Source organism: Treponema denticola, assembly GCF_024400535.1.
Lineage (GTDB): Bacteria > Spirochaetota > Spirochaetia > Treponematales > Treponemataceae > Treponema_B > Treponema_B denticola_C.
Map to the genome: position 1 here is coordinate 1,387,245 of NZ_CP038800.1, position 20,692 is coordinate 1,407,936.

Annotated in this window: 17 protein-coding genes and 3 tRNA genes; 18 read left to right on the forward strand and 2 right to left on the reverse strand. The window is 37.9% G+C overall.

What is annotated here, in order from left to right; genetic code table 11:
• Positions 1-17: 17 nt before the first annotated feature.
• The 12 genes from E4N78_RS06495 to E4N78_RS06550 all read left to right on the forward strand — a co-directional run bounded on the left by E4N78_RS06495 (position 18) and on the right by E4N78_RS06550 (position 9,665).
• Positions 18-605, forward strand: a complete 588-nt coding sequence (locus E4N78_RS06495; protein ID WP_255812223.1) for a chromate transporter — start codon at positions 18-20, stop codon at positions 603-605.
• Positions 605-1,168, forward strand: coding sequence for a chromate transporter (locus E4N78_RS06500; protein ID WP_255812224.1), 564 nt, complete (start codon positions 605-607; stop codon positions 1,166-1,168). The genes E4N78_RS06495 and E4N78_RS06500 overlap by 1 nt, the downstream gene beginning before the upstream one ends.
• Before the next feature lie 57 nt (positions 1,169-1,225).
• Positions 1,226-2,062 (forward strand): DnaJ domain-containing protein, encoded by an 837-nt coding sequence (locus E4N78_RS06505; RefSeq protein ID WP_255812225.1) that lies wholly within the window; start codon positions 1,226-1,228, stop codon positions 2,060-2,062.
• Positions 2,049-2,795, forward strand: a complete 747-nt coding sequence (gene map, locus E4N78_RS06510; protein WP_255812226.1) for a type I methionyl aminopeptidase — start codon at positions 2,049-2,051, stop codon at positions 2,793-2,795. Before E4N78_RS06505 ends, map begins: the two co-directional genes overlap by 14 nt.
• 13 nt (positions 2,796-2,808) lie before the next feature.
• Complete coding sequence (locus E4N78_RS06515) at positions 2,809-3,579, forward strand: exodeoxyribonuclease III (RefSeq protein ID WP_255812227.1); 771 nt, start codon at positions 2,809-2,811, stop codon at positions 3,577-3,579.
• 117 nt (positions 3,580-3,696) lie between these two features.
• Positions 3,697-3,769: transfer RNA gene (locus tag E4N78_RS06520), tRNA-Phe, on the forward strand.
• 350 nt (positions 3,770-4,119) lie between these two features.
• On the forward strand, positions 4,120-4,290 hold the full coding sequence (locus E4N78_RS06525) for a DUF362 domain-containing protein (protein WP_002670897.1): 171 nt from the start codon (positions 4,120-4,122) through the stop codon (positions 4,288-4,290).
• 55 nt (positions 4,291-4,345) lie between these two features.
• Positions 4,346-4,762: a hypothetical protein gene (locus E4N78_RS06530; RefSeq protein ID WP_255812228.1), complete on the forward strand. Its 417-nt coding sequence runs from the start codon at positions 4,346-4,348 to the stop codon at positions 4,760-4,762.
• The gene (locus tag E4N78_RS06535) at positions 4,749-5,657 is read left to right on the forward strand and encodes a M23 family metallopeptidase (RefSeq protein ID WP_370645014.1); all 909 of its coding nucleotides are present in this window, start codon (positions 4,749-4,751) and stop codon (positions 5,655-5,657) included. The genes E4N78_RS06530 and E4N78_RS06535 overlap by 14 nt, the downstream gene beginning before the upstream one ends.
• Positions 5,658-5,673: 16 nt before the next feature.
• A complete protein-coding gene (locus E4N78_RS06540) occupies positions 5,674-6,738 on the forward strand; it encodes a lipid II:glycine glycyltransferase FemX (RefSeq protein WP_255812231.1) in 1,065 nt (354 codons plus the stop codon).
• 214 nt (positions 6,739-6,952) lie between these two features.
• Positions 6,953-9,517 carry a penicillin-binding protein 1A gene (locus tag E4N78_RS06545; protein ID WP_255812232.1) on the forward strand — a complete coding sequence of 855 codons (2,565 nt, stop codon included), beginning with the start codon at positions 6,953-6,955 and terminating at the stop codon, positions 9,515-9,517.
• Between the two features lie 65 nt (positions 9,518-9,582).
• Positions 9,583-9,665 (forward strand) — tRNA-Leu (locus E4N78_RS06550).
• Between the two features lie 140 nt (positions 9,666-9,805).
• Here E4N78_RS06550 and E4N78_RS06555 read toward each other — a convergent pair.
• Entirely contained in the window at positions 9,806-11,731 is a 1,926-nt protein-coding gene (locus E4N78_RS06555) for an AMP-dependent synthetase/ligase (RefSeq protein WP_255812233.1), read from the reverse strand.
• A gap of 149 nt (positions 11,732-11,880) precedes the next feature.
• Between E4N78_RS06555 and E4N78_RS06560 the strand changes: the two genes are divergently transcribed.
• On the forward strand, positions 11,881-14,415 hold the full coding sequence (locus E4N78_RS06560; protein ID WP_255812234.1) for a hypothetical protein: 2,535 nt from the start codon (positions 11,881-11,883) through the stop codon (positions 14,413-14,415).
• Between the two features lie 5 nt (positions 14,416-14,420).
• A complete protein-coding gene (locus tag E4N78_RS06565; RefSeq protein ID WP_255812235.1) occupies positions 14,421-15,872 on the forward strand; it encodes a hypothetical protein in 1,452 nt (483 codons plus the stop codon).
• Between the two features lie 50 nt (positions 15,873-15,922).
• Here the strand turns inward: E4N78_RS06565 and E4N78_RS06570 are convergent.
• Positions 15,923-15,996 (reverse strand) — tRNA-Pro (locus E4N78_RS06570).
• Positions 15,997-16,112: 116 nt separating this feature from the next.
• Between E4N78_RS06570 and E4N78_RS06575 the strand changes: the two genes are divergently transcribed.
• The 4 genes from E4N78_RS06575 (at position 16,113) to E4N78_RS06590 (ending at position 20,687) form a co-directional block, all read left to right on the forward strand.
• Entirely contained in the window at positions 16,113-17,516 is a 1,404-nt protein-coding gene (locus tag E4N78_RS06575; protein ID WP_255812236.1) for an MFS transporter, read from the forward strand.
• Complete coding sequence (locus E4N78_RS06580) at positions 17,503-19,305, forward strand: glycoside hydrolase family 2 protein (protein WP_255812237.1); 1,803 nt, start codon at positions 17,503-17,505, stop codon at positions 19,303-19,305. Before E4N78_RS06575 ends, E4N78_RS06580 begins: the two co-directional genes overlap by 14 nt.
• Entirely contained in the window at positions 19,292-19,759 is a 468-nt protein-coding gene (locus E4N78_RS06585) for a glutathione peroxidase (RefSeq protein ID WP_255812238.1), read from the forward strand. Before E4N78_RS06580 ends, E4N78_RS06585 begins: the two co-directional genes overlap by 14 nt.
• Before the next feature lie 94 nt (positions 19,760-19,853).
• The gene (locus E4N78_RS06590) at positions 19,854-20,687 is read left to right on the forward strand and encodes a DUF5692 family protein (RefSeq protein ID WP_255812239.1); all 834 of its coding nucleotides are present in this window, start codon (positions 19,854-19,856) and stop codon (positions 20,685-20,687) included.
• The last annotated feature ends 5 nt before the right edge of the window (positions 20,688-20,692 follow it).

Here is a 20,692-nt window from a genome sequence, read left to right on the forward strand (position 1 = left end):
CGATAAGAAGATTAAAAATGGACAAAGCAAATCGTTTTAAAACCTATGTCTCTCTTTTTGCAAGTTTTTTTAAGATAGGGCTTGTAACATTCGGCGGAGGCCTTGCCATGCTGCCTATCTTAAAAAGAGACTTGGTTGATTCTAAGGGTTGGCTTACCGAGGATGAGATTTTAGATTATTTTGCTATAGGGCAGAGTACACCCGGAATTATAGCTGTAAATGTCGCCACATTTGTCGGATACAAAAGGGCAGGGGTGATAGGTTCTATTTTTTCTACATCGGGAATCGTTTTTCCATCCCTAATAATCATTACCCTCATAGCCGCCTTTGTTTCAAATTTTAATGAGCTGGTTTGGGTACAAAAAGCTTTAAAGGGAATAAATGTTGCAGTTTCCGTATTATTGGTAAAAGCTGTTTTTTCGTTTGGAAAGAAAACGGTTTTTGATCTTTGTACATTTTTTATAGCAGCTCTTTCATTTATTCTAATGTTTGCTTTTAATGTGCAAGGAGTGTGGATCGTCATAGGTTCAGCCCTTTTAGGCTGGATTTTTCAAACCATCAAATCGAGGCGGGGTTTAAAAGAAAATAGGAGAGAAGAATTCTGATGAGCTTGATTGGTTTGTTTTTTTTGTTTATGTACATAGGACTTTGCACTATAGGGGGAGGTCTTGTTGCTATAACCCTCATGCAGCAAGAACTGATTCCCCGCGGGCTCATAAGTTCCGAAGATTTTTTTGCAATGGTAGCCATTTCGGAATCTACGCCTGGACCTATGGGGATTAATATGGCAACCTATATCGGCTATGAGCTTTACGGCGTGTTAGGAAGTGTTGTTTTAACTACAGGTATTGTTCTTCCTTCACTGGTAGTTATAGTTTTGATAGCCCGCTTTGCCTCAGCCTTCCAAGAAAAGCCCTTGGTAAAAAAAAGGTTTTACGGTTTAAGGGCAGGGTCCGTAGGTATGATTGCAGTTGCCTGCTGGCAGGTCATAAATATTTCCGTTTTAAATTTACCTGTCTTTAGAGTAAGCGGTAAAATAACGGACATTGTGCATATAAAACAGTTTGCATTTTTTTGGCTCCTATTTTTTGTAAGTATCTTTTTTAAAAAGCTTCATCCGATAGTTTTGGTTGCAGCCGGTGCTCTATTCGGTATTTTGTTTTTATAAGATATTTCTTTTTACACTAGACAAGGCGCCTAGATAAGTGCTATCATCACTGGTTCTATGATGAAAAAAGACGATAACTATGCTCTTTTAGGTATATCCTCTGAGGCCTCGGTTGCCGAGATAAAGACGGCTTTTAGAAAAAAAGCTAAGCTGCACCATCCGGATTTAACTCAGCACAAAACGGGAGAAGAAAAAGAAAAATCCGAGTCGGCTATGAGGCTTCTTTTAAATGCTTACCAAAACATCTTAAAAGAAAAAACGGACAGTGAAAACCCATTTGATTATTTCGATTTTTTTTCAAAGAAAAATGCAGCCGAAAGTTTTGATTATCGGCTATGGCTTTTAAAAAAAACGGACTACGAAAGCCGTGCTAAGCTCATCTTCTTCGATCTTTTTCATGGATTGGAACAATCCGCCGTAGAAGAATACAATAAAAGAAGAAGCGAGGCGGGAGGCTTCTACCTTTCAAAGTATTTTAATAGAGAAGATTTTATGGACTGCGGATTTGTACTTGCAGAAGAGCTTTATTTCCGAGGAGAGTATTATGAGTCTTTTTTACTTTTAGAAGAGATCTTCTATTTGGAAAAACAAAAGCCGTACTTTAAACATTTTTTTCCCGAAGTTACCGACTTGATAAAATCCATAATAATCGATAAACTGCATAGGTATGTTGAAGACGAAGTTGCCCTAGACTGCTATGAAGCCGCTTTGGAATTGGATTTTAAAAAGATAGATAGGGCTAACATTTTTAAGCGTATGTCCGAAATATATTATAGGTTTGGCGACACATATAAAGCTTCACAATACGTCAATGAGGCAATGAAGCTTAGTCCAAAATTAAGAGGAATTAAAATTATTCAAAATCAACTGGAGAATCATTATGATTATAATTAAAACGGAAGAACAAATTAACGGCATCAGAAAATCCTGTAAGGCTCTTGCTCAACTCTTTGAAGAATTAAAACCCGTAATCAAGCCCGGAATTAGTACAAAAGAGCTGGATGATTTTTGTGTCAGCTACATAAAAAAAATCGGCGGCGTTCCCGCATGGTATTCCGAAGGATTTCCGGGGGCAGCCTGTATTTCGATAAACGAAGAGGTTATTCACGGCATTCCAGGTAAAAGAATGGTAAAAGATGGAGACCTTGTTTCGATGGATATAGGAATAGACCTAGGAGGATACATCAGCGATTCTTGTGTAACCTACCCTGTCGGCAATGTTTCAAAAGAAAACCTCAAACTTTTAGAGGTTACCACTAAGTGCCTTTATGCAGGGATTGAAGCATGTAAGGCAGGTAAAAGAGTTTCCGATATTTCAAAGGCGGTCTTTAATTTGGCCAGTGCCCACAATTACGGGGTCGTTTATGACTATTGCGGACACGGTGTAGGCCTCGGTGTACATGAAGACCCGAGTATTCCTAATGTGCCTGAAAGAATGAGGCCGAATCCCCGTCTAAGAGCCGGAATGGTAGTCGCAATAGAGCCTATGATTAACATGGGAACAGCCGATGTCGAGGTAAAGAAAGACGGCTGGACTGTCGTAACGGCCGACAGGTCGGTTTCATGTCATATGGAACACACGGTAGCCATCTTTGAAGACCACACCGAAATCTTATCGCAGTTATAGGAAGGCCGCTTTGATGAATTCGATTATTTCATGGAATGTAAACGGCATCAGGGCCGTAGAAAAAAAAGGCTTTTTGGATTGGCTTAATACCGAAAATCCCGATGTGCTTTGCGTGCAGGAAACAAAGGCAGCAAAAGCTCAACTCAGCAAGGAGCTTACCGAACCCGATCTGCCTAATGGAAAATATTTTGCCTATTGGGCTTCTGCAAAAAAAGCAGGTTATTCGGGAACGGCTATCTTTACAAAAAAAGAACCCCTTCAAATAAGAACAATGGGCTTAAAGGAATTTGATGATGAAGGAAGGGTTTTGGTTGCAGACTTTGACAAGGTTTCGATTATTTCTGCTTATTTTCCCAACTCGCAAGACGGTGGAGCCCGCCTGGATTACAAGCTTGACTTTTGTGCAGCAATCCTCGAATTTTGCGATTCTATACAAGAGGAAGGAAACAATGTAATTCTTTGCGGGGACTACAACATAGCTCATAAGCCTATAGACCTTGCAAACCCGAAAGCCAACGAAAAAAATCCCGGCTATCTCCCTGAAGAAAGAGCATGGATGGACGAGTTCACCTCATCGGGTTATACCGACACATTTAGGCATTTTTGCCAAGAACCTGCAAAATACACATGGTGGAGCTACAGATTTAGGGCCAGAGAAAAAAATATCGGTTGGAGACTGGATTATCACTGTGTAAACGATTCCTTTTTACCTAAGATAAAAGAATCGCTTATTTTAGACGGAGTAATGGGATCGGATCACTGCCCCGTCAAGTTAATCTATTAGTTAAGGCAATTTAAAATCAAGGACAACCGGTGAGCAAAGCTTATCTCAAAAAACTGAAGTTTTTCAAAGTTTCCTATTGACATAATTTGGAAAAACTGATAATATCGCCTCTGTTACGCCGTTGTAGCTCAGTCGGTAGAGCAAAGGACTGAAAATCCTTGTGTCGACAGTTCGATTCTGTCCGACGGCACTTTGAAGGGATATAAGACATTCTTATATCCCTTTTTTTTATATTTATTTATAAATTTATACCAATTATGTTCTAATTTTACCAAAAAAATTTAAGTTTTTTTTATATAAACCCGATAATAATATCAGCTGTCGGGTATACAAACGGCATTTTTTTGACATCCGGATGCCGTTTTTTATAACCGGATAATACATGATGCGTTTTGAATCATATTTCAAGAACGCTTAATTTAGAGATTGGCATAAGGTGCCAATCTCTTTTTTTTACCCTATAAATAAAGGCATGTCTTGTTTTTTTTATGTGTAAATGTTATAATATATTCATGGAAATTTATGATAAGGAGTATGCAAATGGCTTATAAAATTTCTAATGAATGCACGAACTGTGCCGCGTGCGAAAGTGAATGCCCCGTAAACGCTATCAGCGAGGCCGGCGGCAAACACGTAATTGACGCTGATACATGTATCAGCTGCGGTGCTTGTGCAGGTGTTTGTCCTGTAGAAGCAATCTCCGAGGAATAATCTGCTTAAATTTTAAGCCGGTTAAACCTCAAGTTCGAGTCTGTGGGGGAATTTTATGAGTCTTAGAAAAATTATAAAGGGTTATGGATCGATTTTTTTCGGTTTTTTGACCTTTCTGGCTATAGCCGGAATGTGTGTGCTTGCAGGTTTTGCAGTAGCTTTCCCTTTGTGGAAATTAGCTTCCGTAAATGTAGGTTTATACACAATAATTTCCATAAGCTTATTTTCATGTGCTCTTATCTACCTTATGGTAAAAAAAATAATAAAGGCATATAAAAAAAGCCCTCGCAGACTCATTATTTCATTTTTAAGAAAGTTGACCATAATAGGAGGTCTTTTGATTTCCTTTAGGCTGGTTTTAACATTTCATAAGATATCAGCACTGATAGTGCTGATTCTTGTATTTTTTATTTATGGTTTTTTAGCTTTCGATCTAAATCAAACTAAAAATAAGAGTAATGAAGGCCTTTAAACTTTTCTTTTTTTTCTTTTTTTTGCCTTTACCTATTATAGCACAGACTGTATATCCTAATATAGAAAAACTGGGTATGGATAATGATACTTTTGTTCAATACAGTGATGATGTTGCAGAAGCACGAAAAGCTTTGGCGGCTTTAAAAACCGGAGATGAACTTCCTATAAGGTTTTATACTTATAAAGCAACAAATGAGGATACAATTCAAAAAATTGCATCCCGTTGTTGTATTCCATATGATGCAATTGTTACTCTCAACCGTATAGAATCAATTCAAACCGAGATTGCAGGTAAAATATTTATTCTTCCTACACTGCCTGCGGTATACCTTCCTCAAAAAGCTGCTTCAAGTATAGAAAAATTAACAGAAGCTCTTTTTGGAAAATATAATGCAGAGCCCTTAAAAATAAAAATATATGAAGCTTCCGGTACAAGGGAGGTCTTTTGTTTTCCGGGAGAACTTTTTGACGGAACAATTAGGGCCTTTTTCTTCAAGCCCTTTTATCTTTTTCCTCTAAAAGAAGCTGTTTTGACTTCGGATTTCGGACAAAGACCTGACCCCTTTACAGGTAAAAAAACTTATCATCCGGGGATAGATCTGGCAGCCCCTGCCGGCAGCCCTGTTATGGCATGCGCTGCAGGGCGTATAAAAGAAATATCTTATAGCAAGGTCTACGGCAACTATATAATTTTAGCTCACACGGACGGCAGAGCCAGCCTATACGGCCATTTGAGCAAGGTCTATGCGAGCTTGAATGAAACCGTAAAATCGGGTACAATTATCGGCGCCGTAGGGTCTACCGGAATGTCTACAGGACCTCATCTTCATTTTGAAATACATGAACATGGTATACCAAAAAATCCGGCGAATTTTGTAGATAAAAATAAATAGGAATTATATAATCATTATGAAAGAAACAAAATTCTTGACTGCCGAATATAGAGAAGAATTCGACAGTTTGGTTTCCCATCCTATTCAATCATGGATTTGGGGAGATTTTAAAGAAAACATGGGGGCCGTTCCTGAAAGGATAGGCTTTTTTGAAGACGGAAAATTAAAAAGCGGCATTCAGATTATATTTTCTAAAATACCTAAGACCAATTATACGGTTGGTATAGCCTCAAAAACCCTAATGCCCGAATTCGAACATATTGAAGCCTTAAAAGAGGCAGCAAAAAAACATAGGGCTGTATTTATAAAGGTAGAACCGGATGTCTTTAGTCCTGCACAAAAAGATAAGTCTTTAGAAGCGGCTTCTTCGGAAGCCGGCTTTTTAGATGAACCTATTGAAGATAAGAAAAAATTCTTGCTGAAAAACGGAGCAAAAAACGGAAAGCCTTTTTTTGAAAAATATAACTTTATCTTAGACATTGATAGGACTGAGGAAGAACTTTTATCTTCTTTTCATTCCAAAACTAGGTATAATATCCGCCTTGCCGAAAAAAAAGGAGTAAGCATAATCGATAAGAGCACCGAAGAAGGCATGGAAGATTATATAAGGCTTATGGAAGAAACTACAAAAAGACAGGGCTTTTTTAATCATAACGGGGAATACTTTAGACGGATGTTCAAGATATTTCCAAAAGATACCCTTAGAATATTTGAAGCCGTTTATAAAGAAGAGGTCTTAACTGCATGGATTCTTTTTAAATTTAACGGAAAACTTTACTATCCTTATGGGGCATCCGGCAATAATCATCGCGAATTGATGCCCAATAACCTCATAATGTGGAAGGCTATTCAATACGGGAAAGAGTCAAATTGTTCAGTTTTTGACCTTTGGGGCTGTTTAGGCCCTAATCCCGATACGACGGATTCATGGTACGGTTTTCATAAATTTAAAGCAGGTTATAATCCTGAATTAGTAGAATATATCGGCACCTTTGATTTTGTATATAAACCCTTTATGTATAAACTTTTTAATCTTGCAGATAAAATCAGATGGATTATTTTAAAAAATAAGAAAAGATAACTTTAAGTTTTTTCATCCTTAGCCGATAAATAAATATCGGCGGACGGTTCCCCTCCCACCCACCGTCTGCCGATAGCCTGATGGGCGGGCCGGTTTTTAAACCGGCTCTTTTTTTATCCGGCCTTTTATGATGAGGCTGGCTATCTCTACTTTTCAGACAGCCTTACAACCTACCTACTTGTAAAAAACTTAAAATTGTGTTTTATTTAACTGTATGAATAGGCTGAGCAAGGTAATATATTTATATCTTATTTTGATTTTTCTCATTTTAGCAGGCGGAGCCTTTGCCCTCGGAAAGATGATGGCAATGACAAAAAATATAAAACAAAGCGAATTATTTGTTGACTTTAATCCGGCTTTGCCGTCAAGAATATTGGATATAAGAGGAGACCTTATAACTGAATTCTCATTGGATGAAAAACGGGAACTCATAAATTACGGAGATATTTCTCCATATCTAATTGCAGCTCTTTTAGCCCGTGAAGACCGCCTTTTTTATGAGCACAAGGGTTTTAGAATAAAATCGATTATCAGGGCTGTTATAGGACAACTTACGGGAAAATCATTAGGAGGCGGAAGTACAATTACTCAGCAAATCGCAGGGCTTTTGTATTGTGATAGGACCGATAGAAGCATAAAAAGAAAAGTAAAAGAGCTGTGGTGGGCTATCCAGGTGGAAAGGCGGTACTCAAAAGACGAGATAATGATGCTATACCTAAATGAAGCTTATTTCGGAGGGGGAACAAATGGGGCAAGCGCCGCTTCCCGTTTCTACTTCGGACACTCTGCAGCAGAGTTGACACCCGCTGAAGCCGCTATCTTAATTATTCAGCTTTCAAATCCTACAAAGTATAATCCCTTTACTTATCCTAACCGAGCAAAGGAAAGGCAGGAAAGCGTTCTTGAAAACATGATAAACCTAGGTTTTGTTTCTAAAGAGGAGGCTTCAGATTCCTTTGAAGACTACTGGGCTAATTTTGACTATACAAGAATAGCTTTATCGGCCTGGCTTACCCGCGAAGATAAGGCAAGATGGTTTTCGGAATATGTAAGGCGGGATGTTGTAGATAATATGCTATACGGCACAATGAACCTCTATAAGGACGGATATACGGTACATACTACTTGTGACCTTCGGCATCAAGAAATTGCTGATAGAGAATTTCAAAAATATATTACTACAGCAAATGAAAGAGTTTTAGCCTCAACATCCGCTTCTTTTAGTCAGGCCGAAAGATACAGTAATTTAACGGCCCTTTTAAGTCTTTGTTTCGGTATAGACTCTCTCAGTGTAGGTGAAAAGCAGCTTACGGTAAAAACAAACTCTTATTATCGAAATAATCTAAATAATACGATAGATGTACTGGCTCTAATGTGCGGTATAGACAACCTAAAAACTCTTACCAAACAGTCAACAGCCAAGATGCAGGAAGTTTTGATGGAAAGGGTTGTAGAAGGCACATTTATTTCGATAGAAAATGAAACAGGATACATTACAGCCCTGATAGGCGGAAGTCAATTTAATGAGTCCAATCAGCTTATAAGAGCTACTCAATCTAAACTCCAAGTCGGAAGTACAATAAAGCCTTTGATATATTCTGCTGCAATAGATGAAAAAGTAATAACTGCAGCTACAAGAATGGATGATACTCCTCAGGTTTTTGAGTCTGCCGACGGAGTACAGTATATTCCGAATAACTATAGCGGAAAATGGAATGGCACTGTTTTGGTATATAAGGCATTGCCCCTTTCGTTAAATATTCCTGCAATTAAAACTCTGGAAATGGTAGGCTTTGATAGGGCTATAGACCGTATTGCAAATCTTATGGGTATTACGGATCCTGCCGAAATTGACAGAACATTTGAGAAGGTATATCCTTTAGCTCTTGGAATCAGTGCGGTAACCCCTGTTCAGCTTTTAAGAGCCTTTGCTATCTTTGGAAATCAAGGAAGGGCTGTTGACCCGATTGCTGTACGGGCTATAGAAAATAGAGATGGTGTAACAATAATGGATCCTGAGCTTGATCTAAGAATTGAGCAGCGCAAAAGAGGCGCCGCTATGCAGGTAATAAGTCCGAGCAATGCCTTTATTATGACGGAAATTCTAAAAAAGACCATCACTCTTGGAACCTTATTCGGTGCGTCTTCAGGCGGTAAAAAATTCGATTATAAGGATGAAAAGACAGGAAAAACTTTTAGGATGCCGATGGCTGCAAAAACCGGAACTACCCAAAACTGGTCGGACTCATGGGCTGCTATATATTCCCCATATTATTCGGCAATTGCCTGGTACGGTTTTGATAGAGGCAGTTATTCTCTAGGAACGGATAATGCCGGTGCTGCTCTTTCAGGATATGTAGCGGCAAACTTTATGCGTGAAGTTCATAAAAATAAGCCCTTTAAAGATTTTGTAAGACCTGAAAAAGGGGTGCTAATGGTGGATGTATGTAAAAAATCCGGAATGCTCCCTTCAGAGAACTGTACCGATGAAACAATCACCCTTCCATTCCTATATGGAACGGAACCTACCGAAATTTGTACCGAGCATACGGCAGGTATAAAGCTTAAAGATATAGGTATAGACAGAATAAAAGGGGCGGGTATGGCAAAAGGAGAAGAAGAAATAAAGATAGACATAGACCCTCTTGAAATTGACCCGTCAATTTTTATGGATCCTCAGCCGAATGGAGATGTTTTACCTGAAACTGAAAATACTGAAAATAACAACTCAGAATCAGGGAATGAAGAAGATAGCACTGAAAATCCATGGATGTCATAAATATATAAATTAGTCTTTATTTCTATTGACTTTTTTTTGATTATCTGATAAAATCCGTTTCAGTTGCGGCGGTGGTGGAATGGTAGACACGTCAGCTTGAGGTGCTGATGCCTTAACGGGTGTGCTGGTTCAAGTCCAGTTCGCCGCAAAAAAAGGTTTATTTTAAGCGGTATAATAACTCTTAAGATAAACCTTCTTTTTTTTCATAGCTGTTTATAAAAAAAGCCCTTATAAGAAAATCACCTTATAAGGGCTTTTTACTAAAACTTTATACAGTTTTTTAACGGCTTATTTAAAGAGCTCGTATATTTCTTTTCGGTAAAGCTGATTTATCTTATGACGCATCATCTCGCCCTTTGCAGACAGTTCCCTTCCTGCTTGAAACTCTTCAGGAAGCAGAACAATCTTGTTTATCCTTTCAAAGAGTTTAAAACCGGTCTTTGAATTGACAAGCTCTGCAACTTCCGCCTCATACATTTTCTGTACATTAGAGTCATGTACAAGCTCGGTAACAGGCACATTCCGTAAACCGTTATTTGCAGCCCATGATTGAAGGTTCTCTTTATGAACTACAATTAAGGCACCCAAGGCTCTTTGATCTTGACCTAAAACAACGGCAATAGAAATTAAGGGGGATTCCTGCAGTTTTACCTCTATCGGGACAGGCTCGATGTTTTCACCTCCGCGTAAAACTATTGTATTTTTCCTGCGGCCCTTAAGAATTAGCTCGCCGTCGATTGTCTTTATTGCAAGATCGCCCGTATCAAACCAGCCTTCTTTATCGATAACCTCAGCTGTCCTTTCCGGATCCTTATAATATCCCTTTGTTACGGCATCACCTTTGACAAGGAGCAGCCCTTTCCTGTTATGAGGCAATTCGTTTCCGTTTTTATCTATAATTTTGGATTCAAAACAGGCTAAAGGTTTACCCAAAGTTCCGAAAACGGGTTTAGGCATGGGCCGTACACTAATAACAGGGGCTGTTTCGGTAATACCGTAGCCTTCGACAACGCTTATTCGGATAGCCCAAAAAAATTCATCAACATTGGGCGGTAAGGCTCCTCCGCCTGAAACCCCTGCCTTAAAGCATTTACCGAACTTTTTACGGATTGTACGGTAAATAAGTAAATCTCCAATATAATACATAGGGGCAATACACAAAAGAGGAAGAATAGCCAAGATTGGGTAGATAACCTTAGTCCTTCGTTGAAAGTGAGGACATTGACCCATTACCCTGCGCTTTAGGCGCATTGTTTTTATTCCGACTTCAATAAAGAATAAGAAGAGGTAATAAAGAGGGCGGCCTCTTTTTTTCATAGCTTTGAAGATACCGTCATAAACAGCCTCCCAAATTCGCGGAACGGAGGGGAAAAGAGTCGGATTTATCTTTAACATATCTGCTAAAAGAACGCTTCCTATCGGCTTTGAATAAGCGATAGTTCCGCCAGAAATTATGATAACATATTCGCAAGCTCTCTCGAATGAATGCCAAACCGGAAGAACCGAAATTGCTTTTTGGCCGGGTTTAAGGATAATCCTATCAGGAAGCTCCATAAGCTGAGTCATAAAGTTTCTATGGGTCATAGTAACCCCCTTAGGATTGCCCGTAGTACCTGATGTAAAGATTATCGAAGCCAAATCATCGGTATCGACATTTTCTGCATATTCTTCCGGCTTGAATTTGCCTTCAATCCTTGCAGTTTTGCCTAATTCTATAATTTCAGCATAGGTATAAAATTTAATATTTCTTTCTTTAATGTCGAATTCTTCTTCAAATTTTTTAAAATCGGCATTATCTATACTTATAATCGATTCCAGAAGGGGAATTTCTGCTATATTGCTCAAAACTTTTTTGATTTGAGCTTCATTTTCTAAAACGGCAAATTTACATTCCGAAAAAGAAAGGATGTGAGTAATTTCCTGTTCGGTAGCATCACAGCCTCGCGGAACATCTGCAGCCCCGATATTCATAATACCGAAGCTTGCATGCAGCCATTCTTTGCGGTTATCTGCAATCAAACCGATATGATCTTTCGGCCTTGCTCCTATCGAAAGCAAGCCTGCTGCAAAATCAAGAGAAATCTCATACAGCTGTTTATAAGAAAGACTTTTAAAGTCCTTATCTTCGCCCTTAAACATTTGAGCTCTTATGTTGGGGTATTGTGCCGAGATCCGTTTTAATAATAACGGTAATGATTTATCTAAAGTTTTCATACTGTAAATATGCTATCATAAATGTAAGAATATATCAATATCTAAATAAATTTATCATTGGTAAAACCTAAGGGCTATGCACTAATTGATTTATTGATCTAGATGTGATATAATAAAATACAATAAATCTTAATTATTGAGGTGGACTAATGATAAAAAATAAAAAGATTATCTTGTTTGGTGCTTTGATATTGTTAATTTTAACATCATGCAAGCAAGGTTTTTTTTTAAAAGTTAGGATAAAGGCCTCTCCTGAGTTAAGGCTTAATTTGGGAACAAGAGAAATTAAACTAAGCGATTTTATTTCTGAAAAAAAAATAAATGAAGAGATAAAAAAGATGGGTGACGGTTTGAATAAGCTCAAAGTATATGAGTATTCACCTAAAGAACACCCTCAGGATCTTCACTATCTTATGCACTTTCCTGTTTTCGATATAGATCTAAATATGAACGAAAATTTTGAAGCCATAAAAAAAATAAATGACGGATTGAGTTCAGGCTTAAAAGAAACGGAATTTAAAGTACCTAAGATAAACCAAAGTAAATCATTAAACATACCTCTCGACATAAATGATACTATTTTGAAATCTTTTAATAAAAGCGGTAATATCCCTTTGTCTTTTCCCTCTCTTGAATATGAAATGGAGACGGATATTCCGGATCCTATTGAAATAAGTTTTGAAGATTCTTTTTCTTCTTTAACTTTCGGCACACCGGCTTCTTTAAAATTTTCTATTGCTGCAGAAGGCGCCTCTCCTAGTTTTAAAATATTGATAACAAATGCAGAGCTGAAAAAAATGGATGGAACTCTTATTTCATCTTATACCGGAGCTGCAGAAACAGCTGAAGTGGATCTTTCCAATAAAATAATCCCTAATAAATGTAAAATGTATCTTAGCTTTAAAACGCAGGGAGGAGAACCGGGCCATTATTTTACACCTAAACTTAAAAAAGAAATAACAGGAAAAATAAAACGGGTTGAGGGTATTAAGCTTCATGCTATAGAGCATACCATAAGCACTACAAGTATCGAGCTCGGTGCAAATAACTTTGATTCTGCAGAAATAAGAGAAGGTAATATCAAATACTCGATAAGTCTTCCTTCCGGTTTGACCGGCTTTACTATTTCGCCTTTCATACAGATAAGTCAAGGTGTTGGAGGCTTAAATTGTGATATGACGGCTTTAGCTTCTGAACAAACTAAAAATTTAGCCGGGGAGACAATAAATAATAAAAATATAGATATTTCGGGTAAGATTAATATTTCGGCGAACGGAGCTGATTATGAGTATACCGATAATATGAATGCGGAAGTAAAATTCGATGTAAATATAAATAAATTTGAATGGGTAAAACTCAAAATGGCCGAAGATTTTAAGCCGGAGTATGATTATGATCAAGATATCACCGAGATAAAAAAATTGGTAAAAAAAATAAAGTTTAATGAGTTATCTTCAAAGATTAAATTGGAAAACAGTCTACCGCCTGGAAACGATATAAAAATTAAACTTTCATCAAATTCTTTTGGAGTAGATTCAGGCTTTCAAACATTCCCGGCAGGTACAATAGAGAAGGAAATGTTTAAACGCGAAAATTTTTCATTAGATCTATCAGGTATCAATAAGTTTGATTTTAAGGCAGAAATACAATTTCCCAATTACGATCAGGTTGCAAATATCTTAACTCTTAATAATATTGAAGGCGGAGCTGTTTATAAATTTGGAGGAAAGTTAGAATTAAATACCGATTGGAAAGAAGCAATTATAAAACCCGGCGATGCCGGAGCCTTGGAAGACTCCTACCCCAATGGAACTAAACCAATAGGATTTAAGCTTTTGAACGATCATCCCGGTTTGAAAAACCTTCGCTTTAAACCTATTAAGGGGTATTTTTATTTAAACTCCGATATCATAAAGAGCTCAAATCCGGGCTTAAATGCTGAGATGAATCTTTCCATGTTATACGGTAAGGATAATACGGGTATTGAAGAGCCTCTTGCTTCTTCAAATAATATAAAGTTTGTAGATAAGCTTCCTGATTTTACGGGAACTTCGCCGGAAAATTATCAAATTCCCCCTGCCAGCATGAACATAGACGACTTGAAGATTAATAATTTAATTGAATATGGGGCTAATCAGCTTAAGTTTAAGTATAAATTTAAGCTTAACGAGCTAAAAGTAGAAAGGTCTAAGATCGAAGGTCAAGAAAATACAAAGCTGAGGGCCGATATTCTTTTTGATATTCCTATGCTTATTAAAGCTGAAAATAATATAGAATACAAAATCGAAATACCCGATATTTTATTCCGTCAGGAAGCTCAGACAAATACCGATCAAAATAATTCAAAGGAAATTCTTGACATGGTACAAAAGATGGAGCTTGTAATTGACTATAATAACCAAATAGGAGCGGGACTAAAAGCTGAACTTGTAAATAAGGATTGGACTGATGGAGGAGGAACTTTTAAATTTAAAAAAGAGGTAAATTTGGAAGAAGGCAGCGGCAATATACATATAGCTTTAACGGCTGAAGAGTTAAACTATATAAAAGAACACCAGCCCTTTAAACTGGATATTAACTTTATATTACCTAAGGGTGATTATAGCCTTAAAAAAGACGGTAAGTTAAATTTTCAAGCTTATACCCTTCTAAAAATGAATGTGGATAAAGAATTTAATAGGTGAGTAATATGACAAGAAAATATCTTTTTTTTATAATAGTCTTTAGTTTTATTGTAAATGCTTTTGCCGAAGATTTGCAAGAAACTGATATTATAACCGGACAGGCTGAAACTATGCTCAATGAGGTTAGATCCCGCAACGGAATTGAGAATTCGTCTAGCGGAGAAGAGAGCTATGAAAATGTTGAAGCTGTTGTTTTAGAAAATGAAGAAAAATCGATTGAAAAGGCAGATGATTCAATCATTGATGATTCAATAGTTGATCTACCGCCGAAAAAATCCTTTTTTAAAGACGGAAGACAAGGCTTTGCCTTAGGAATTGATATCAATGTAGGGGCTTCAAATTCTTATTTTTCTTTTACCGATTTTTTTAAAGAGACCCTTGAGATAGATTTAAATAATATGTCTAAAACTTTGCCTAATGCAGGTTATTCCGTATCCGCAGCTACTAATATAAACCTCTATTTGGATATATATATAAAGTCAAAGGCTGAATTCGGTTTTTTTACCAGAGCTTTGGATGGTAACGCTTTTGTAAATATTCCTAAAGATATCATAGACTTTGCAGCCAAAGGTAATACCGGCGGCACAGGGCTGGACGGCAGTCTGACGGGCTATGGCCGATGGTTTACAGATACAGGGATTTTTTACGGGATGCAATTCGGAGGGTTTAAATTTCGTGTAAGTGCTTCTTACTTTATACCGCTATTATACACGGAATCAGCTATGGGAAACTATAAACTGGTCAATGATCCTGTTACCGGTAAAGTTGTTGCAAATGGAGACTTAAAGTTAACCTTATATTCCCATATTCCTGTTTTTGGACGGCCTATTAATCAAAGCGGTATAGATATAAAAGATATTTTGTCGACAGGCGGAGTCGATTTTAGTTTTTACGGTTCTTATAAATTTAATGAACTAGCAAATCTTAATTTGCATATTATAAATATTCCGATTTATCCTTCACGTTTAAATAAGGGCCTTTCAAAAACATTTGAAGGCAAATTTGAAATGGAATCAATTCTCCAGTATATTGACAAATTTATTCTTCCTAATAAGCCGGGAGAGATAAAGCCTCCAAGAAGTTCCTTTGATGAAAAGGATATTGCCTATGATTTACCTCAAAAAAATATATTTAGATCTCTAAAGCTTAACATAAGCTCGGATATAAGACCTTTTTTTAACGACTATTTGATTATTACGCCCAGTCTAGGTTTCCATTGCTATCAGCCTTTTTATATAGATGGCGGGCTAAGATTGGAAAGCCGTTTTTTAAAAGTTCTGGGAGCTTATATCGGAATGAGCCGTGAAGACAGGGTTTGGAAAAACACTGCCGGCCTTTTTTTGGAAACAAGAATTTTTAGGCTTGAGACGGCTGTTTCATCAGCATCTCCTTCATTTATAGGTAGTTTTAGAGGAACAGGGGCAGAAGCAACAATAAAACTTGTTTTAGGATATTGAAAATTAGTATAAAAAAAAAGAACTTCGTTTTTTTAAAACGAAGTTCTTTATCGGGCAACCCGGATTTGAACCGGGGACCCCAAGTCCCCCAGACTTGTACGCTAACCAACTGCGCTATTGCCCGTAACGGGGGGTATAATATAGCAAAACTAAAAAAATGTCAATAGGTTTTGCAAAGTTCGATAGCGGCGTTTGACCTATTGCCCGATAAAATTTAATTGGATTAAGAACGGAGGTAAAATGCTTAAAAACACGGATTTAAAAAAAGATGCTCTTATCGGTACAAAGCGCTTTTGGTTTTTAATGTGGGGCTTGGGCCTTGCAGGGCAGTTATGCTGGAACATCGAAAATCAGTGGTTTAATACCTTCGTATATGCTAAAATAGCAAAAGATTCTTCAATAGTAACCCTAATGGTTATTACGAGTGCATTAGTAACAACCTTTTCAACTTTTTTATTCGGTACCTTATCCGATAGGATAGGCTCAAGGCGCCGATTTGTTTCGATAGGTTACATCGTCTGGGGACTTACCACCATCCTTTTCGGCTTGACCGAATTTGTAGGAAGAGGACATGTCGGAACAGGGGCTAAGGTATCTGTATGGGCTGCCGTTCTTGTTATCCTTGCCGATGATTTTATGAGTTTTTTCGGTTCGATGGGAAACGATTCGGGCTACAACGCATGGAGTAACGATATGACGACGGATAAAAACCGCGGACAGGTTGGGGCTGTGCTTGCAATTCAGCCCGTTATAGGTACGATAGTCGGCACTGTGCTGGGCGGTCTTTTAATCGGAGCCGAAAACAATTACCAGCGTCTTTTTTGGTCTATGGGTTTGTTTGTCATAGGTACCGGTCTTATTTCACTTTTTTTGTTAAAGGATGCTCCCGATTTAAAACCGCATAGGGAGGGTTCTTTTGGCAAACAGTTTGCTGCGATTTTTAAGGCTGAAGGCTTTTTTTCGCACAAAGAACTGATGCTCGCCTGTATAACGACAGCCGTCTTTTTTATTTCGTTTAATGTTTATTTTGTTCACATGGGAAACTGGATGATTTACCGCATGGGCTTTGATGCTGCCCGCATGGGAATAATTCAAGGTTTAAGTTTGCTTGCTGCTTCCTTATCGGTTATTCCTGCAATCGGTCTTATAAATAAAAGCCGAACGCCGCGCCTTGCCGCATTTGCAATTATTCTTAATAGTATGGGCCTTTGTATTTTATCGCTTTTTATAAAGCCGGCCTCGGTCAAGCCGGATGCAGTGTTCAGCCTGCAAAATATTCCTCTTTTTTTGTCCGTATTTTTAGCCGGTACGGGACAGATTCTTGTAACCCAATCGATGACGATGTGGGTAAAAGAGCTGTACCCCGAAACCTCGCGAGGACAGTTTGAAGGTATGCGTATTCTCTTTTTTGTGTTGACTCCGATGATTATCGGAACAATAATAGGAAATTTTTTGGTAAAAAATGGGGCAGGTTCCGTGGTAAACGAATTCGGCATAACCGAAAATATTCCCGTAGAGTCTATCTATGTATGTGGTGCCGTTTTAGCGCTCTGCGCCTTTATTCCACTTTACTTTGCATCTAAGCTTTACAATAAGCGAAAAAACAATGAGCCTAAGGACACTGAATCCTATGAGAAAAAATAAACCTATAAAACCGCTTTTAACACCTTGGGGAGAAAGCCTAAACATAGACTGTCCCTTAAACGAATATCCGCGGCCTCAACTTGTAAGAGAAAACTGGCAGTGTTTAAACGGACAGTGGGACTATGCAATAACGGAGACAGAAGAGGTTCCCGAAACATGGGACGGAACTATCATAGTTCCTTTTTCACCCGAGAGTCTTTTGTCGGGCGTCGGAAAACAGCTTCTTCCCGGAAAAAGATTATGGTACCGCAGAGAATTTGCCTTTGAAAAGTGTAAGGAGGGGGAAAGGCTTTTATTGCATTTCGGGGCGGTTGATCAGTATTGTTCGGTCTATATAAACGGAAAAAAAGCAGGTTTCCATTCCGGAGGCTATTGGCCCTTTTATTTCGATATAAGCGTTTTTTTAAAGGACGGCAAAAACGAAATTGTAGTCTCCGTTACGGATAATACGGATACGGGCGATGAAGCTTACGGAAAGCAGACCCTCAACCGCGGAGAGATTTGGTATACGGGACAAAGCGGTATTTGGCAAACGGTATGGGCTGAAAGAGTTCCCGAAACCTATATTCAAAGTGTAAAAATAACCCCTCACTTTAAAGAAGCTAAGGTTGAGCTTGAGCTTTGTATGTGCGGAGCTGATTTGCCTCATCTGACAAACAATGCTTCGGTTAAGATCTTTGACGGAGAAAAAGCGGTTGCAGAAGGCCTTTTTCAAAACAACCGCGCCCTTGTAAAAATGCCCGATGATTTTAAAAGCTGGAGCCCCGACAATCCTTTTTTATATGATGTCGAAATCAAAGCGGGAAAAGATACCGTGCGTTCCTATTTCGGTATGAGGGAATTCGGCATTCTTGATGGGAAAGCAGGCCCCGTTTTAAGTTTAAATGGAAAGCCTATTTTTCATCACGGCCTGTTGGATCAGGGCTATTGGAGTGACGGCATGTACACTCCTCCTTCCGACGAGGCTATGATATGGGAAATTAAAACTCTTAAAAGCATGGGCTTTAATATGCTCAGAAAACACATAAAAATAGAACCGCTTCGCTGGTATTATCACTGCGATAAAATCGGTATGCTTGTTTGGCAGGATTTTGTAAGCGGAGGCGGGCCATATAAGGACTTTGTTGTAAAGTATGCTCCTTGGCTTGGTTTTAATTTTAAAGACGGAAAAAGCCGTTATGCTCTTCACGGAAGAAAAAGTGAAACCGGCCGGAAAAATTTTATGCGCGATGCCGAGCGTACTATCGATTTATTGTATGGCATAACATCTCTTGCAGTCTGGGTTCCTTTTAACGAAGGTTGGGGCCAGTTTGATGCCGCCTCAGCAGCCGCCTTTGTACGCAAAAAAGATGCTGCCCGCCTAATCGACCATGCAAGCGGTTACTTCGATCAGGGAGAAGGGGACTTTCACAGTTACCACATTTACTATAAGGCCTTTAAACCTAAAAAAGACAAGCGGGGCAGGGTACTGGCCCTTACTGAATTCGGAGGCTTCAGTTTGCCGGTTCAAGAACACATGAGCTCTGATATTCTATTCGGTTACAAAATGTTTAGAACCAAAGAAGAGTTGAATGATGCTGTTTGGAAGCTTTATGTAAAGGATGTTTTTCCTGCTATTGAAAAGGGCTTGAGTGCTTCAATCTATACGCAGGTAAGCGATGTAGAAGACGAAATAAACGGAATTTTTACCTATGACAGGAAGGAAATAAAATTTGATGAATCATTGGGATTAAAAATTACAAAAACATTAAACGAAATTTTTAAGGAGAAATTTAATGGGAATTTATAATTACACAGTTAAGGACAGCTTAGGAAATGACTTTTCTTTTAATGATTACAAAGATTATGTTATTTTAATCGTGAACACGGCTTGTGAGTGAGGGCTTACTCCTCACTTCCAAGGTTTGGAAGCATTATACAAAGAATACAAGGATAAAAAGTTTCTTGTTGCAGCTTTTCCATGTAATCAGTTCGGCGGTCAGGATCCGGGCACAAACGAAGAAATCAGAAATTTTGCTCAAAGTAAGTATGAGGTTTCTTTCCCCATAATGGCAAAAATTGAAGTCAACGGTGAAAACACCGAGCCTCTTTTTTCCTTTCTAAAAAAAACTTCAAACGGTGAAGACATAAAATGGAATTTTGCCAAATTTTTAGTTGACAAAACGGGAGAAGGGGTTACCGCCTATGCACCGACTGTTGCACCTGAAGACTTAAAAAAAGATATTGAAAAACTATTGAATTAGGTTTTTAATATATAAATCATTATAGATAATTTTTTAATTAATTTATTGCGTTTTTTTTTTCTTTGGTATATAATCCTTTTTCAAGGAGATTTATATGAACGCAAAAAAAAATAAAGCCTATCTTAATTGGTTTATTTTTACCGTACTTTTAACTTGTGCTACATTTTTAACATCGTTTTTTCCGCTTTGGGCAAATGTTCCTATCAACATTATTGCTCCCATAGTAGTGTTATTTGTATGCAAAATGGTAATGTTTGAGAGACTCAAACTTTCGACCCTCATAATAATGAGAACTCTTATCGTTCTTGTTTTGTTTAACCTTATGAACGGAGACCTCTTTGTTAAAATTGTTCTTATTTTTTTGGTTATCAATATTTTGGAAGCAACTTTTACCGATTTATTAAAAAATAAACAGCCGTATAATTTTGTTACCGGTTTGGTTCTTGCTGCTTCCGTTTTTTGTCTTGCCGGTTCTTGGCTGCCGGAGTATATGGGACCTCTTACAGGTATTTATAAGGCCGAGGCAGGTGTTTTCGGAGAAGGTCTTTTTGCTTCTAAAAATGTTTTTATGCTGGGAACAGTTTGCTGGATTTTGGCTTATACGATTTGGAACTGGCTCTTTGTAATAGGAGAGTTTAGTCCCTCTATTGCTCTTGAACATGTGGGCATCCTTCTAATGCCTCTTTTGGGAATATGTATTACAGGCACTCCCGGCTTTTGGCTGGTATTCCGTGCAAACTCTCTTACAACCGGAGGAGTTTTTCAAATTTCGTGCAAAAAGTTTATTGAAAATGAATTTAAACATGAATCAATGATAAAACTTTGCGAAAAAATTAAAACTTCAAAGGTTCAGTGTATCTTAATGATTGTGAACTTAATATTAATGGCTGTTCCGATTATTATGTTTTTTACCGGTAAGGGATTTTAATGCTT